15 protein-coding genes are annotated in these 14,072 nt (G+C 56.4%); 7 read left to right on the top strand and 8 right to left on the bottom strand.

Going from position 1 to position 14,072, the window contains the following annotated elements; all coding sequences use genetic code 11:
- Window positions 1–243 precede the first annotated feature (243 nt).
- The gene (gene bgaS / locus MOV14_RS00940; protein WP_318537357.1) at window positions 244–1,662 is read right to left on the bottom strand and encodes a beta-galactosidase BgaS; all 1,419 of its coding nucleotides are present in this window, start codon (window positions 1,660–1,662) and stop codon (window positions 244–246) included.
- Window positions 1,663–1,779: 117 nt separating this feature from the next.
- Here bgaS and MOV14_RS00935 point away from each other — a divergent pair, with 117 nt between their 5' ends.
- Window positions 1,780–2,151: a NifB/NifX family molybdenum-iron cluster-binding protein gene (locus MOV14_RS00935; protein ID WP_318537356.1), complete on the top strand. Its 372-nt coding sequence runs from the start codon at window positions 1,780–1,782 to the stop codon at window positions 2,149–2,151.
- Window positions 2,152–2,287: 136 nt separating this feature from the next.
- Here the strand turns inward: MOV14_RS00935 and MOV14_RS00930 are convergent, their stop codons facing one another.
- Window positions 2,288–3,484, bottom strand: a complete 1,197-nt coding sequence (locus MOV14_RS00930; RefSeq protein ID WP_318537355.1) for a hypothetical protein — start codon at window positions 3,482–3,484, stop codon at window positions 2,288–2,290.
- A gap of 133 nt (window positions 3,485–3,617) precedes the next feature.
- Here MOV14_RS00930 and MOV14_RS00925 point away from each other — a divergent pair, with 133 nt between their 5' ends.
- Entirely contained in the window at window positions 3,618–4,028 is a 411-nt protein-coding gene (locus tag MOV14_RS00925; protein ID WP_318537354.1) for a PRC-barrel domain-containing protein, read from the top strand.
- A gap of 325 nt (window positions 4,029–4,353) precedes the next feature.
- Window positions 4,354–5,202 carry a DUF6036 family nucleotidyltransferase gene (locus MOV14_RS00920; RefSeq protein ID WP_318537353.1) on the top strand — a complete coding sequence of 283 codons (849 nt, stop codon included), beginning with the start codon at window positions 4,354–4,356 and terminating at the stop codon, window positions 5,200–5,202.
- A gap of 294 nt (window positions 5,203–5,496) precedes the next feature.
- Here MOV14_RS00920 and MOV14_RS00915 read toward each other — a convergent pair whose 3' ends face one another.
- Window positions 5,497–5,724 carry a type II toxin-antitoxin system CcdA family antitoxin gene (locus tag MOV14_RS00915; protein ID WP_318537352.1) on the bottom strand — a complete coding sequence of 76 codons (228 nt, stop codon included), beginning with the start codon at window positions 5,722–5,724 and terminating at the stop codon, window positions 5,497–5,499.
- A 512-nt stretch (window positions 5,725–6,236) separates the two neighbouring features.
- Here MOV14_RS00915 and MOV14_RS00910 point away from each other — a divergent pair.
- The gene (locus MOV14_RS00910; protein ID WP_318537351.1) at window positions 6,237–6,491 is read left to right on the top strand and encodes an AbrB/MazE/SpoVT family DNA-binding domain-containing protein; all 255 of its coding nucleotides are present in this window, start codon (window positions 6,237–6,239) and stop codon (window positions 6,489–6,491) included.
- Window positions 6,475–6,885, top strand: a complete 411-nt coding sequence (locus MOV14_RS00905; RefSeq protein WP_318537350.1) for a PIN domain-containing protein — start codon at window positions 6,475–6,477, stop codon at window positions 6,883–6,885. The genes MOV14_RS00910 and MOV14_RS00905 overlap by 17 nt, the downstream gene beginning before the upstream one ends.
- A 344-nt stretch (window positions 6,886–7,229) precedes the next feature.
- Here the strand turns inward: MOV14_RS00905 and MOV14_RS00900 are convergent, their stop codons facing one another.
- Both MOV14_RS00900 and MOV14_RS00895 read right to left on the bottom strand, forming a co-directional pair.
- Window positions 7,230–7,757, bottom strand: coding sequence for an inosine/xanthosine triphosphatase (locus MOV14_RS00900; protein WP_318537349.1), 528 nt, complete (start codon window positions 7,755–7,757; stop codon window positions 7,230–7,232).
- 42 nt (window positions 7,758–7,799) lie between these two features.
- Window positions 7,800–9,194 carry an SLC13 family permease gene (locus MOV14_RS00895; protein WP_318537348.1) on the bottom strand — a complete coding sequence of 465 codons (1,395 nt, stop codon included), beginning with the start codon at window positions 9,192–9,194 and terminating at the stop codon, window positions 7,800–7,802.
- Window positions 9,195–9,258: 64 nt separating this feature from the next.
- Here MOV14_RS00895 and MOV14_RS00890 point away from each other — a divergent pair, with 64 nt between their 5' ends.
- Window positions 9,259–9,681 (top strand): hypothetical protein, encoded by a 423-nt coding sequence (locus MOV14_RS00890; RefSeq protein ID WP_318537347.1) that lies wholly within the window; start codon window positions 9,259–9,261, stop codon window positions 9,679–9,681.
- A 38-nt stretch (window positions 9,682–9,719) separates the two neighbouring features.
- On the opposite strand, the gene MOV14_RS00885 is transcribed toward MOV14_RS00890, so the two are convergent.
- Window positions 9,720–10,499, bottom strand: coding sequence for an AN1-type zinc finger protein (locus MOV14_RS00885; protein WP_318537346.1), 780 nt, complete (start codon window positions 10,497–10,499; stop codon window positions 9,720–9,722).
- 121 nt (window positions 10,500–10,620) lie between these two features.
- Between MOV14_RS00885 and MOV14_RS00880 the strand changes: the two genes are divergently transcribed.
- On the top strand, window positions 10,621–11,298 hold the full coding sequence (locus MOV14_RS00880; protein ID WP_318537345.1) for a hypothetical protein: 678 nt from the start codon (window positions 10,621–10,623) through the stop codon (window positions 11,296–11,298).
- 68 nt (window positions 11,299–11,366) lie between these two features.
- Here the strand turns inward: MOV14_RS00880 and MOV14_RS00875 are convergent, their stop codons facing one another.
- Both MOV14_RS00875 and MOV14_RS00870 read right to left on the bottom strand, forming a co-directional pair.
- Window positions 11,367–12,974 (bottom strand): ATP-binding protein, encoded by a 1,608-nt coding sequence (locus MOV14_RS00875; protein ID WP_318537344.1) that lies wholly within the window; start codon window positions 12,972–12,974, stop codon window positions 11,367–11,369.
- A 1-nt stretch (window position 12,975) separates the two neighbouring features.
- Entirely contained in the window at window positions 12,976–13,977 is a 1,002-nt protein-coding gene (locus MOV14_RS00870) for a DNA double-strand break repair nuclease NurA (RefSeq protein ID WP_318537343.1), read from the bottom strand.
- Window positions 13,978–14,072: the final 95 nt, after the last annotated feature.

Genomic DNA, 14,072 nt, shown 5'->3' with positions numbered 1-14,072 from the left:
GTCGCGAAGGTGGTGAAGAAGGGCGCAAGCTGGGCGACCATAAAACCGTCGATGAACCCCACGAGAACGAGGTACAGTAGCTCGACCCACTCATCGGTGGTTGAAGGCCTGCCACGGTAGAGCCTGAGCGTGAGGACAGTCAAAACGATTAGAGCCCCCGTCATCGATTGTTGAATCAAAATCAGCCACCCATGTTTAAGCCTTCAATGGACCTATAAAAATGCTTTAGTTCAACCCCTCCCTTCAAGCCGCCAGATCTGGAAGCTCCTTTGGGACAGCGACCTCCCTGAACACCAGGGCGCTGGGCCTCAGCCTCCTCTTCTTCGAAGCGTAGTCCACCTCCACCAGCCCAAACCGGGGCTTAAACCCCTTGCTCCACTCAAGGTTGTCGGTGAGGTTCCAGTGGAAGTAGCCGCGCACGTCCACACCCCTCCTTATCAGCTCGTGCACTGCTTGCAGGTGCCGCAGGACAAACGCTGGCCTGAGCCTGTCCTCCGAGTCTGCCACGCCGTTCTCGGTGATGTAAATCGGGAGACGGTAGCGCTCCCACACCTGTAGCCCGGCGTCCACTAGCCCCTCGGGGTAAACCTCCCAGCCAACATCGCTGCATGGCCGCCCTTCCTTAGAAACTCCCCGGGGCTCGCACGAGTACCCGTAGCCCTCCAAGAACCTGAGCCTGCCGCCCTCACCGGATGTGACGACAACCCTCGTGTAGTAGTTCAGCCCAATCCAGTCACACCTCCCAGAGAGGTCTTCGCGCCGCTCACCGCCGAGCACCCCTCTCGTGACAGCGTCTACCACGTAGAGCTGCTCGCCCAGAACTTGGTCAGCTAGCCGGGCGTCGCCCGCCTGTACGTACACCGGGGACACGGACTCAACGATACCTACCCTCTTACCCGTCGCCTGCTTAAGCGCCTCGTAGGCCCGGGCGTGCGCCTCCGCGAGCCTGGTCTTCACCTTCCCGTATGCCTCGAGGCTGAGGTAGCTGGGCGGGAAGCCACTGTTCACGAAGAGGTAGCCGCTCCTAGCCACCACTGTGGGCTCGTTCATCGTGTACCACTCGTCAGCCAGGTCTCCGAGCTTCTCACCTATGTAAGCTGCGAACTTGGCGAACTCGACGACAGTGCCTGTGTCAAGCCACCCCGAGGGCGCCCTGTCAGGACCGAGACGCCTTACAAGGATCGGGTCGTGGAGCCAGAGAGGGAGACTCCAGTGGAATAGATTAAGGATAACGTAACCCCCACGGCTCTTCCAATCCTCTATAATTTCTCGGTATCGCTGCAGCGCTGACTTGTTCGCTAGGGAGTCCAGCTCCCTTAGGGCTTTCTCGTCGACCTCGACCGACTCAACCCTGCCACCCTCTATGGTCGCCTTAACCATCACCTCCCGCGTGGACTTAGGGAAGATTCTAGCCCACTCCACCGTGATCCACACCGCGTCCATGCCAAGCCACGAGGCTATCTCGTGGTCTGTCTTGTAGAGCCCCCAGTAGCCGGGCCCACTGTAAGGGTCGTCACCGCTGACTACACCAGCGGCTATGTTCTCAGGGTCTCGGAGCCAGAGCACCCAGTCGGACTCAAACTCCGAGCCTGGAACCCCCAGCTCGTGCTGAACCCCCACCGTCGAGAACCCGAACCTGAATCCGCTCGGGAACTTAGGCATAATTACATAAAGCTGAAAAGCCTAAAACGCTTTGCGCGCAGAGCAATCACCGCAAGCCGCGGTAGTAGCTTCAGTTGGGCACGCAATGCTTTTAAGAAACTCCTGAAGACTAGCGGTGTGCGAGTGCTAGTACCCGTTGTGAAGGTGAACGACAAGCTGTTCCTCTCACCGCACTTCGGCAGAGCCCCCGGCTTCGCGGTTTACGAGGTTCAGGGCAGTGAGATAGCCAATGTGCAATACGTAGACAACCCCTACAGGAACCCAGAGGAGCACTCTGGACACGGTCGCATGATCCTAAACCTTGTCTCTAGCTTTAAGCCTGAAGCTGTCATCGTGAGATCTATCGGAGAGGGGGCGTTCTACAGGCTTAAGTCTCTTGGTGCAAGGATTTACAGGTCGACCGACAGGCTCGCCGACGAGGCCGTTCTCAAGCTGGTGAGAAACGAGCTGGAAGAGCTTCAAGCTCCTGTCGAGGAGCACGAACACTAGTATAAGCAAAATGGTTAATCCTACTCCTGTGTGAAATCTTTAGCGGATTCCTGTTGTCTCAAAATAGATGCTGTGAAAGTTACCTGTGCCCTCGCCCACACTTGCCCGTAGAGTGCCGGGTCTTAACTTTTTAAAGCTATTTTAGACGCTCGAGGAGTCTTCTCAAGTCATCAGGCTCGCTCGCCGACCTTAGAGCTTCCAGTGCCGCCGCGTAAAGCCTCCTTAGCCTCTCCGTGTCCTCGGCCGTGTAGCCCTGCGTCAAGAGAGTAACGTTCATCGTGCTGCTGATGAGGGACTCAGCCTCCCTCTTTTCTATGTTGCCTAGGATGTAGTGGCTGAGGATGTCCTCCAGGTACTCCACCGCTCGCCTAGGGTCGTAGAGGAGCTTCCGCCTGTAAAGCGGCCCGGGGTTCTCCCTGATCCTCAGGCTGCTCAGGCTGACTTCCCCCTCAAGTCGCGCAACCGGGGCCGCAGCGCGGGGGGCGGGGGCGACGCTCACCCTGCTGGCCTCGCCTTTTCTGAGGTAGCCACCGATCTCCCGCAGGGCTTTCTCCGCAAGCTCTATAGCCTCGCCCTCCTCGTAGACCCTCCAGTCCGGGTTGTGCCTGAAGCTGCCTAGTTTCGCCCACGAGGGGTCGAACTCGTCGAGATCGTCGGGCTTGAGCGCGACGCACACCGCGTCGAGCTCCCTGTGCAGGCTCAGGGGCGCGGTGAATACCCTCTGGGGGTCCATCAGGTTCTCGACTTTTATCCTCGATCCGTACTTGAGGTTTACCTCCTGCACCCTGCCCTTAACCCTCTCTACTATCATCTGCACAGCGGACCATGTCACGTCCAGCGCACCCCTCTTCGCCAGGAGGTCTTCAGGCAGGGCTTTCTCATGCACGTGCACGTGCATCCCCCGCCCGCTCCACTTCAGCCAAACGCTCCTCGAAACGCCCTCCCGCTCGAGCTCGCCCACTATGAGCCTCGCCACCTCCAGCGTGGCGCGCCAGTGCTCGGGAGTGGAGTCGATGTCCCAGGTCAGCGTCCTCAGGACCACGTTCCCCGAGTAGTTCAACGCGTCCTCCCGCGTTTCAAGCCTCTTGTACAGGCTGGCGGTACCGTAGAACGCCCTCGGCCCCAGGTGCCTCAGCCTCTTCAATAGCGACGCGAAGCCCGCCTCGGAGTTCACGGCTAGGGGTTTTTCAGCCAGGTACCTCACGAGGAGCGGCCGGCCGTCGCGCATCCTCCTCTCGCAGTGAACCGCAACCCACCTCCCCCTGAGGAACTCCACGATCTCCCGGACGACCTGCGCGTTGCCGTAGTGCTGGGCTAAGAGGGGTTGAGGCATTCACTCTTACAAGGGCCCAGGCCCTTTATTCATATCTTTTAGAGGTTCCCCGGAAAATGGGTGTAAGGTTCTTTATGTATCGCTAAGCATATAAGGCATTGCCTGGCAAGAATAGTGTAAGAGGAGGAAAGCTTTGAGCGTAGCAAGGTCCGAGGTAATAGGCAAGAAGGTCTACGACATCGAGGCGAAGTACCTCGGGGACGTATACGACATCGGATTCAAGCTCGGAGAAACGTCCATCACCGTCTTCGTCAGAACCCCCGGAGGGGCCACGCTAGAGGTCCCCTGGGACAAGATAAGCGCGATCCGAGACATAGTCCTCGTCAAGGAGCCCGTAGAACTCCCAGAGGTCCCCGTTACACCGGCGCTCACGGCAGCGCCGCCCGCCCAGCAACCCGCAGGCGGCGGATTGACCTCAAAGGTCACCTCCATTTTCGGCGGCCCGAAGGAGCGGAAGATCTGCCCCTACTGCGGGAAGCCCGCCACCTGGATTGAGCAGTACAAGCGGTGGTACTGCTACAACTGCCAGCGCTACATCGACTAGCAGGCAAACCCGTGTACTGGAAAAAGTCACTTTTTCTCCCCGAGTTACTGCAGGAGGGAACCGTCCTAACGTAAGTATGGTCTTTTCGGTGAACGCCGCCTCGACCTGTATAAAAGGCTCTTAGAGCAAAAAAGGAGATCGAGATCGGTAAGCTGACTATCGGCCTTTAACAAGGTTCTGAGGCGCACGCCGGGCGTTTATGTATGTTCGAGGAAACGTTTAGTGGAGTAGTAATGGATTTGGCAAATCTATGCCTGTATGCTTAAAGTTAAAATAGAGACGCCGAGTATTGTCTGACTGCAGACAAAACTGGTAAGGTGGTGGAGTGCCTGTCCATGATTCCCGCGAGGTGGGTAGGAGTGCCTGCAACCTCCATCCAACTCTTCCGCGCGTCTCCAGGATCCTCGCTTCGCTTGGTTTAAGGGTATTTTTGGTTGGTGCTCGAAGCCTTATCTTTCACGGCATTGACCTGGGGAGGGAGACCCGGGACTGGGACACTGTTGTGGACAGGATCTTCACACCGGAGTTGCGGGATCTCCTCACGGAGGCACTGCGCTCAGAGGGGTTTAAAGTGCAGTGGAGAAAGTGGGGCTTTTTAGTCGAAGACGATGTGCATATAGACATAAACTACGCTCCGCTAACGCTTGACGAGGAGTTTGTGAGGAGGAGCAGAGCTGTTGCCGAGGGTGTTCTGCTGCCGTGTGTAGAGGATTTAATAGTGCTGAAGCTAATGTCGGGGGAGAGGAAGGATATCGAAGACATCAAGAGAGTGCTCCGACAGTCATGGAACGCGCTTGACAAGGAGTACCTTTACAGGAGAGCCCAGCAGGCGGGCCTCGAGAGAGCTCGAGAAGATTTTGAGGAGGCTAGGGCTGGTATGAGGCGGGGCGCGAGAGCGGAGAAGATGGTTCGCCTTGTCCCGGGCATAAGCGTGCCAGAGTACATGGGTTTCCTCTTGGAGATGTGCGAGCCCATCAGGCACACAAGAAAGGCTGTTGAAGCCGCGCACCTCCTGAAGGTAGACTTCCACCCACCCTACCTGCAGCTCGCGTGCAGGGACGTGGGCAGGGTTGTCGAAGAGGCCGTGAAGAGGGGGCTGAGGGTCTACAGGGGTAAAAAGCACGTTACAGTGACGGACGGTGTCTACAGGGCGAGAATATACCTAGACGCCTGAGAAGGCTAGCTGCATTAAGACTTCCCCCGTAGCCGTGAACACCACTCCAGCCGCTCAAAAACGACGAAGCCTAGACTCAAAGCCCGATGCAGTATCGTCGCGAGTTTCGGAGATATGGTTGGGCATTTTTGCCAAAACTGCGCCTGCGGAGCAGCCTCAGCGGGGCATCCTTTTACTTCCTCCCAGCTCCCGCAACGGATCGTGCGGTGCGCCCCGCCCCGAGAGGGACGACCCATGACCATCCGCAAGGGGCCACTCAGAAAGGTGAAGGGGGCAGATGAGCTAGGCGCGGCCTCACCTCGTCTCCCTGTCCTCGCGAATCAGATCTACGACTTCGCCCACATCTATCTTGTCCAGCACTCTACGCATCTCCCTCAGGCTCTTCTCTAGGCTCATCAGCCTGCGCCTGCGCACCTCCTCTAGGGCCCTCCTCAGGAGCTCGGAGACGTTGATGCCCAGCCGCCTGGCCTCCTCTAGAAGCTCCCTTCTGACCTTAGTGGAGACGGTAATATATCTACCCAAGGCGGACCCTACTTGTGGGGAATTCGTGTCCACCTTTAAAGGCTTTCCGTGCGGAGCGTTTTCGATGGAGTGAATGAGTTCAAAACCGCTCTTGCAACTTATCCCCGGAGCCCGGCTAATTCCTCTGGGTGAACTACCTCTCGCTTCAGATGAACTGCCTGTCCCCGCTGAATACGCCGACCTCCCTGCGCTCTAGGGAGAGGTTCTCCACCTCAGGCGTTGCGTAGACGTTAATCGTCACGGTCACGCCCACGGATTAGAGGTCCTTGTCCGTCTCCACGACAAGGAGATAGCCCGGATGCTGCGGCCGGCTGGGTAGCGTGGGTTGTGTAACCGTGGCGTCCTGGACCGCCGCGAGTTAAAGGGAGAACTCAAACCTTGATCACAGGAGAACTTTTCCCGTGCTCGGGAGATACAGCGGTGACCCGAGCTACGTGGAATAGCTCTGATTTCCAACGAGAAAACCAGGTAATAAATTTATACCGGGTTATTAAAACATAGTCTGGTTAATAATGATAGGCCTGACTGCCGTAGGCAAGGTAGGGAGAAAGTTTGCCCTTTACCTGCCTAAAAGTGTGGTTAAGGCGCTCGGAATAAGGGAGGGGGATAAAGTGCTGATAGCCGTTGAAGGGAATAGCATCGTAGTTAGGGTCGTGAAAGATCCCATAGAACTCGCGTTGCATGGGGAGAAGTTCGCCAGCATAACACCTGAGGATGTTGAGAGGATAAGCTTGGAGTGGCAGAAAAAGTATGAAGATTCTCCTTGATACTTCCTTCCTGCTTCCCACGCTTGGGATTGAGGTTAGAGGTGTTGCAAGCATACTTGAGAGGTTGCGCGGCCACGAGCTCTATTACACCGAGTTGAGTATCCTTGAGGCGACTTGGGTTGCGATTTCTGTTGCTAAGCGGGAGGCGTTCAGCCGAGATATCTTCGAGTCGGGTTTGCAAAGCATTTACTGGAATTACAAGCGAGCTGAGCTTAACCCAGAAATCACCATGAGAGCCCTAGAGCTCTACGAGTCAGGCCACAGGGATCTTATCGACTGCATGCTCTACTCAGTAGCTCTGCACTATGGCATGAGGTTTGCCAGCTTGGACAGGGATCTGAGAAGCTTCGTGAGAAAGGTGGGCCTCGATGATGTCTTCCTGAATAGCGAGTGAGCGTTGCTGGAGTCCCACGTTGTTATGGTTTTGATCCCGCATGCAAATGTTTAGGCTCTGTGCGACCTGTCTTGTACTGTGACCTCTGCTGGAGTCGTAAACGTTATCAACACCTCCTGGCTCTAATTCTCGCCTGTGCAGTGAGGCAACTGTTGAAAGGCTGAGAAGCTACGGTAGCCTTACTCCAGGTCCTGTGCCTCTGGCTTGGAGTGCTTTGTGCGCCGCACAATGGCGTCGAGCTCCGCCATAATAGGGTCTAGTGCGGGCGAAACCTTCTCGTAGAGCTAGCATAGTCGCGAGCCCCCAAGGGTTGGCCTCGCAGTTTTGCAGCGACAAAACAGCGGCTAGAAGTAGAGGTCGCTGTTCTCGAAGGCGACGAGCGCCATCAGCGTCGCCAGGTACGTCAGATCCTCCCGCGTCACCCTACCCCTGGTGAGGAGCTTGACGACCCCGCCCCTCTCGCCCACCCCCCTTGTGCCGAAGTGCCTGTCCGCGACTTCCTCGAGCTCCCCGTACGCGCCCGCGAGAAGAGGCTCCACGAACCTCCTAGGCAGCGGGAAAGCAGGGCTCAGCCCAACAGACTCCCTCCCGTCCCTCGACGCCACGAAGGCAACCTGCACGTCCACAGCAACCCCAGGGAGAGTTAAGATGCCCGCCTCGATCCCGACGCCGAAGTTGCTCCCCTGCACCTGCCCAAGCGCAACCAAGGCCCTCTTCCTAGCGCCGTCCAGGATTTCGCCGAGCCCGATAGGCTGTGGCTTGAGGCCCTCGACCCTGACCCCCACTACCTCCGCCTGCCCGAAAACCTCACGGAATGCTCTCCTCACCCCTCCAAGCTTCGAGGGGTTCAGCGAGCCGACGGCGACGAGCACAGGGAGGGGAGCCCCCGGGGAAATTTAAGCATAACGTAGTAGCTACGGCATTAGCGGGGTCTGAACGTAGATGAGGCTTACCGCGAGGGCTAGCGGCACGACTGTTGCCCACCACCCGTGTCTGAGCCACTCCCTGAGGCTGGGCCTCTGGTAGCCAGCTTTCTCGAGCAGGCCTAGGGCCACGATGTTGGCCGTGCTCCCGATGGGGGTTAGGTTCCCGCCGATGGTTCCGCAGAAGAGGCTGACCCAGTACAGCGGGAAAGAGCTGATGCCGGCAACAGCCAGCGCCTCAACCACGGGAAGGAGCACCGCGACGGCGAGGACGTTATCCATGAAAGCCGACATTAAAGTAGCCGTTGTGGAGTACAGGAGGAGCGTGAGCTCGAATGTGCCTCCAGTCACTGATGAGAATCCTTGGCTGAAGTACTCGATAAATCCGGACGACTCTAGTGCTCCAACAGAGGCAAAGAGCATAGCGAAAAAGATGAGTGTCGGCCAGTCTACTCTCTCACGGAAGGCCTTCATACCCCTGTCGAGGTCGATCATGATGCTCACAGCTGCAGCCATGAGCGGGATGCCTAGCAGAAGCGTGTTTTTCTCGAGGTGCAGGAGCTCCTCGAGCTGGTGATGCAGCGCTAAACCCGTTATAGTCGACAGAAACAGGATCGCGTCCCGCTTGAAGCTCTTCGAGCCCGTAGACTCATCTTGTGGAACAACCCGTTGCTGAGACGCTAGGCCCATGGTGAAGCTGACGATGTAGCTCCTCTGGAAGCGGAACGCCAGGACAGTGAGCACCGCCAGTGCGAGAACGGAGATAGGCGTGGCCCAGCGCAGGAAGTCGCCGAAAGTCAGCCCCCCTCGGAAAGCGACCAGCACTCCAACGGGGTTGCCGATAACAGTCGCACTGCTCCCAATGTTTGTCGCGAAGATGCTTAGAAGGAGCAACGGGACGGGGCTCACACCGGCGAACCTAGAGAGCGGGAGTATGAAGGAAGTCATCACTACTATAGAAGTAACCTCGTCGACGAGGGCGGCCAGGAGCGCCGAAAGCGCGAGAACCGCTAGAATAAGGACGACACCGTTGCCCTTCGAGGCGTTCAGCGTTATAGACACCAAGCGGTCGAAGAAATGCCTCTCTTCTAGCGTCCCCACGAAGGCCATCATGCCGATTAGGAAGAATATCACGTCCAGGTTCGCAAATCTCAGGAACGATTCAATGTTCAGGGCTCCGAGAGCTAGGAGGAGGGCCACTCCGAGGAAAGCCACGGGCACTCTCCTGTCCCAGAGGAGCAGGGTCGCTGCGATCTCGGCGAAGAACACGCTGATCGCCAGCACGGCCATTTCTGGGAAGCCGGCTAGGTAGGATAGGAGGGCTGCAACCAGCGCTATCACTAGGATGGCGGCGAAGCTCGAAAAGTACCCGCTCCTTGCAGACATCACATTCAGTCAGTTAAACAAAGTAAAAAATATAAGCCTTCCTTTGTTACTTGAGTTAGTACCGGTGGTTCGCATGGAGTCCTCGCAGAGGATACCTCCCTCGGTCGTCCAGACAGCCCGATACTTCCTGAAGGCCGGGGAAGTTGTCACGAGGATAGCCGTCCTCGTTTCCATAGTTGTTGCGATCTTCCTCGCAGTGCACCTTGCACCCATCGCGCTCAGGGGGGCCTTGACTACCCGCGAGGTCCTCGAGAACCTGCTCTTCATCTCCCTCAACCTCCTGTGGGCCGGGTTGACGTCAATCGCCATGGACAAGTGGTACCCCGCCTCTAAGTTCAAGCCGCTCGGGCTGCTCGACCTCCTGGCTGGGGCGTTCACGCTCATCAGCGCGCCACCAGCGGGCATTCTCTTCATCGTCGCCGGCCTGCCCTTCTACATCGCCGCGGAAATGATCTCAGTGTTCAAGATAGAGGAGAAGCTCGTATAATCACACATACACAGACTTTTCACAATTTTGACATTTGATTAGAGCTTTCTAATCTCATATACAACTACAGCGTATACATCGCTACGATATTCACAATGAAACTTTTCTACCTTCCCAACGGCTTCATATAGCTCTCCACGATACAGGTTTCGTTGCTCACTAGGAGGAACTATGAGGACATAATATCCTTGGGAGTCTTCCAGACTCAAGTTGCTTAATGTTAAACCTTCGGGGGAAGTGCACGACGAAACAGATACAAACGCTAAACCGAGGAGACCTCTTATCCGCACTACTTTTCCAACGTATTTTTCTGGGTTTTTTGCAATATCTTCTATACTATCGTACGATGCAACAATTGTTGGTTGTGTAGATGTTTGTTGTGCAGTGTTTCCCTGTGAAGTTGCAGGGGTTACTGTTGATGGTTCTGTAACTGTAATTCTCACAGGTGGAATAGCAATCCAGTTGTATACAACATAGATTGCTACAAGAACAAAAACCAGAATTAAGGACAAGACAACTTTCCCGGCTTTTCCCATCGAGATCTCTGGTGACGAATATTTGGCTTGAGACCTTCGATGAGAAGAAGACTTGACAGGCACCTCAATCGGCTTTTCCTTTATGTCCTCCACAGTTCTTCCTCGTGAAGGATAAGGAAGATAAAACCATTTTCCATCACTAGCTTTGGTTGCTTTCAGAAGAGCTAAACTTGGGCAATTATGGTTCTCTGGTAAGTGGTGTTTAACGCAGAAAGTTCCGCCACAATACTTACACTTCCATGGAATACCGTCAATTTCTTCTCCACAATAATCGCACTTCACGATAAGTACCTCACCGAATGATTTTCTACCAATCCTTATATTAAGGATTTCTATATTTTGTCTCCTTTATCACTTAGAAGAAGCTATGTTTTTAAGTCATTTTGAGTAGAAAACTAGTGTTATGGTAGAAGACAAAGATGGTTTTTATGTTGCTACCAGAATCATAAATCCTATCTTACTTAAATTTCGTCAGTTTATTTCTAAGAAGTATGGATTGCAGGTACTAAAAAATCCGCACAAATATTCCCATGTAGCTGACGTCGAAATATGGCTAAGCATTGAAAGGTTAAGAGACGACCTGGCATTTGACAAGATTAGAACAGAGGAATTCACCAACAGTATTCTTAGGATTATTGCTTCTCATAAAAGCCTTTCACCTCAGGTGTATGCTATAGTGGACGAGATCTTTTACGCCATGCAGGGTTGTCATATTCATCAGCTTACGAAGGAGAGCCCAACACTATTGATCTCTAGTGAGGTGGAAAAATCTTTGTCCAACGAATTGCAAGCAACTGAATGGGGGGTGTGTCCTATATGCTCTAAAAATGGTGATGTTGCAGAGAAACCATTGATGAAGTGCAGATATTGCGGAGAATTATATTGTAAAGATCATATTGAGCCCAGGTTAGTTATGACTTTTAGTGCTTATCAGCTATACATTAAAGAATATCGTGACATAGCTGATGTAATCAAGGAACATTGGAGAAGCGAACGTGGGCATCCCTGTATTAAATATACAGCTATTTTCTGGAAAACATATCATAAATTAGGTGGTAGAGGGAAAATAGTGACGGTTTGAGAATCTAGCTCACATTAATTTTCGTTATCATAGCGTGAAGTAAGAGTGCAACTACGCGGTTCAGCGAGCTATCGATTAGGTGCTTGCAGCACTTGCTCCGCTTTCTCTTCCTCTATTAGCCTCGTGCAGTACTCCTCGTAGCTGAAGACCTTGACCGAGACCGCGAAGCGGAAGCCGCTCGGCTGGCTCACGACGACGGCCTCCCCCCTGTCGAGCGTCTTGATCTCGCTCTCCGCCTCGTCGAGGTAGGGGCTGTGGTTTATGACCATGAGGTAGTCGGGCCTGGTGGGGAGGGAGAGTATCACCTTGGTGAGCGCCTGCCTGACGACCGCCTCCATGAGCTCGCTGGGCATCTGCGTTATGTAGAGCCCCCCGACCTTGTACTTCCTGCCGCGCTTCGCGATAACGGAGAAGATGTTCTCCCTCACCTCCCCCCTCCCGCCGAGGGCCTGGGCTGACAGGTACCTGTGGGCCTCCTCGACCATGATGAGGACCGGGGGGAGCTGGCTCCACCTATCCGGGACCTTCTTCCTCATCTCCTCGTAGCTCCTGAAGATCCTCTCCGCGATGATCGTCGCGAGGAGCTTCTCCTCGCCCTCCGTCGCGAACGGCGTCTCCACGAGGACGACTCTCCCCTTAGCTACCATGGAGAGCACGGCTGAGGCTAGATCGTAGTCGCACTCGCGGCAGAATATGTCGCCGTCGCCGACGAGGTACTTCAGCTTCCTCTTCGTCACGTTGATCGTGTTGACGCCGGCTAGCCTGCCGAGCCTCGCGTAGATGCTCCTGCTGTCCGCGGTGAGGAGCGAGTACACCCAGTCTTCACCGAACTGCTTGTACGCAAGCCAGAGTAGCTCCTCCTGGGGGCCCGAGAACTCACCGGTGAGCGTGAAGTCGTGGGGCTTCAGCCTGCTGATGTCCATCTTCAGGGGGTACGCTGGGATGCTCCTCTCCTCCCCGAGCTCGGGCAGCTCGAGCCTCAGCCTCCCAGGCCTGCTCACCCTCCCGGTGACGAGGAAGAGGTACTCCTCCGAGAAGGGGAGGTGGGCGAGCCCCATCTCCCCCGGCTTCGAGCCCAGCAGGTACTCGCTCTCGCAGTCGAAAATCACGAGGCTGTACTTCCCCTTGTTGTGTAGCACCGAGGCAGCCAGCACCCTGCCGAAGTTGCTCTTCCCGGCGCCGGTACCCCCGACCACGAGGACGTGGTGCGGGATCACCCTGGCTCCGCTGAGCGCTACGACGACGTCCACGGGCTCGTGCCCGAACCTCACGTAGCCTATCGGGAGGTCCCCCGTGTGGAGGCCCAGCTTCTCGAGGACGTCTCTGTCAAGCGACTCGACGGTTGAGAAGATCGCGGGCACGCTCGTGGGGCCGTGAGCCTCCCCGTCCGGGTCGATCTGGGCCACTATAGTGCCTATAGCGGTGTCGTAGAGCCTGAGGTCCCTGTCCCTCAGCTGGACTCGTTCCCCCTTGTCGGCCTTGCTCGTGATCACAGCCACCTCGGCGGCGCTGAGCAGGCTCTCAGGCTTGAAGTCAACCACCTTCACGATGAACGTCCTGCCGGCGTCCTCGATCTTGACCAGCATCCCCCTCTCGACCCTCGCTCCCTCGGCGATCCTGAACCTCACAGTCGTGCCCTCTACCCACGTGACCACACCCAGCTTCAACTCAACCACCCTAGTCTCCTACACCCCATATGAAGCGGCTCTTGAACTCGGAGCCAGCCGCGTCCTCGAGCATGCGCGTCGAGACACCGCTCAGCGAGAGGTCCTCGAGGAGCAGGGACCTGTCCAGGTCGAGCTCGTCCTGCGATATGCGCGACAGCTCGTGCACTATCTTCAGGGGCAGGGGGTAGCCGGGGGAGGAGAAGTCCTGCAGGTACGCCAGCATGCCCGCCACCTCCTCGGCGTCCAGCCTCTCGGCCAGAGCGTACGGCGCGTCGACCCTGAACGGCGGCGCGCCCGGCGAGAGCCTCGCAACCGACACAGCCAGCCCCCCGGGCTGGACGCGCGGGTTCTCGAGGACGGGGTAGTAGACCCAGGGGAGGCCCTTGAAGTACTTCTCAGCCAGGCGGAACAGGTAGCCGAGGAGGCTCTCCCCCGTCGACACGCGGAGCGACGTGGACTTCGGGACCCCGATCACCCTCCAGGTGCGCTTGAGGAGCATCGAGTAGGCCCTAGAGGACCTCGACTCGGGGGTGAAGACTAGGGGCCTGTCGAAGAGGATGAAGGCGGAGGGGTACTCGCGGACGAGCCTGAGCGCGGCCTCGAGCTCCACCTCCGCCAGCCAGCTCCCGGCCTCCTCGAGGTTCTCGAAGAGCTGTATCCTTTTGTAGGGCCCCACCAGCTTCACCCTCTCTACGCCCCTCCAGACGCCCGCGACGACCTTCGCGGAGAGGATCTTGTATGACCCGGCGTCGAAGAGTATTCTAGCCGCCGCGTCGACCGAGACCACGTGGAAGTCGTGGGGCAGCTCGTCTACGACCCTGAACCGGCTCTCGGAGATCGGCGGGCCCCTGATCCTAGCGCCGTGTATTTTCGCGACGGGGTATGGCTTGGCCGGGGTGCCCTCGAGGGTTAGCTGCACGCCCCCGGCTCCGCGCCTGTACATTTCGGAGAGCTTCTCCACGAGGATCTTCACGTCGGGGTCCAGGTAGCCTGACCTTTGCAGCAGAGCCATATTGCCTCACACATACTAGCTTTTTACTTTTTATAATAGGTTTCGAAGGTAACCCCGTTATATTACAAAAAACGGGGGTTGCAACGGTATTTAAG

Source organism: Infirmifilum sp. NZ (genome assembly GCF_022693705.1).
Taxonomy (GTDB): Archaea; Thermoproteota; Thermoprotei; order Thermofilales; family Thermofilaceae; genus Thermofilum.
This window is presented reverse-complemented; position numbering and strand designations above follow the sequence as displayed.

Bases quoted from the DNA above. Each gene is read 5' to 3' on its own strand.
- MOV14_RS00880 (WP_318537345.1), top strand. From the start codon at position 10,621: ATGGTAGAAGACAAAGATGGTTTTTATGTTGCTACCAGAATCATAAAT.
- MOV14_RS00910 (WP_318537351.1), top strand. From the start codon at position 6,237: ATGATAGGCCTGACTGCCGTAGGCAAGGTAGGGAGAAAGTTTGCCCTT.
- bgaS (WP_318537357.1), bottom strand. From the start codon at position 1,662: ATGCCTAAGTTCCCGAGCGGATTCAGGTTCGGGTTCTCGACGGTGGGG.
- MOV14_RS00930 (WP_318537355.1), bottom strand. From the start codon at position 3,484: ATGCCTCAACCCCTCTTAGCCCAGCACTACGGCAACGCGCAGGTCGTC.
- MOV14_RS00870 (WP_318537343.1), bottom strand. From the start codon at position 13,977: ATGGCTCTGCTGCAAAGGTCAGGCTACCTGGACCCCGACGTGAAGATC.
- MOV14_RS00905 (WP_318537350.1), top strand. From the start codon at position 6,475: ATGAAGATTCTCCTTGATACTTCCTTCCTGCTTCCCACGCTTGGGATT.
- MOV14_RS00895 (WP_318537348.1), bottom strand. From the start codon at position 9,194: ATGTCTGCAAGGAGCGGGTACTTTTCGAGCTTCGCCGCCATCCTAGTG.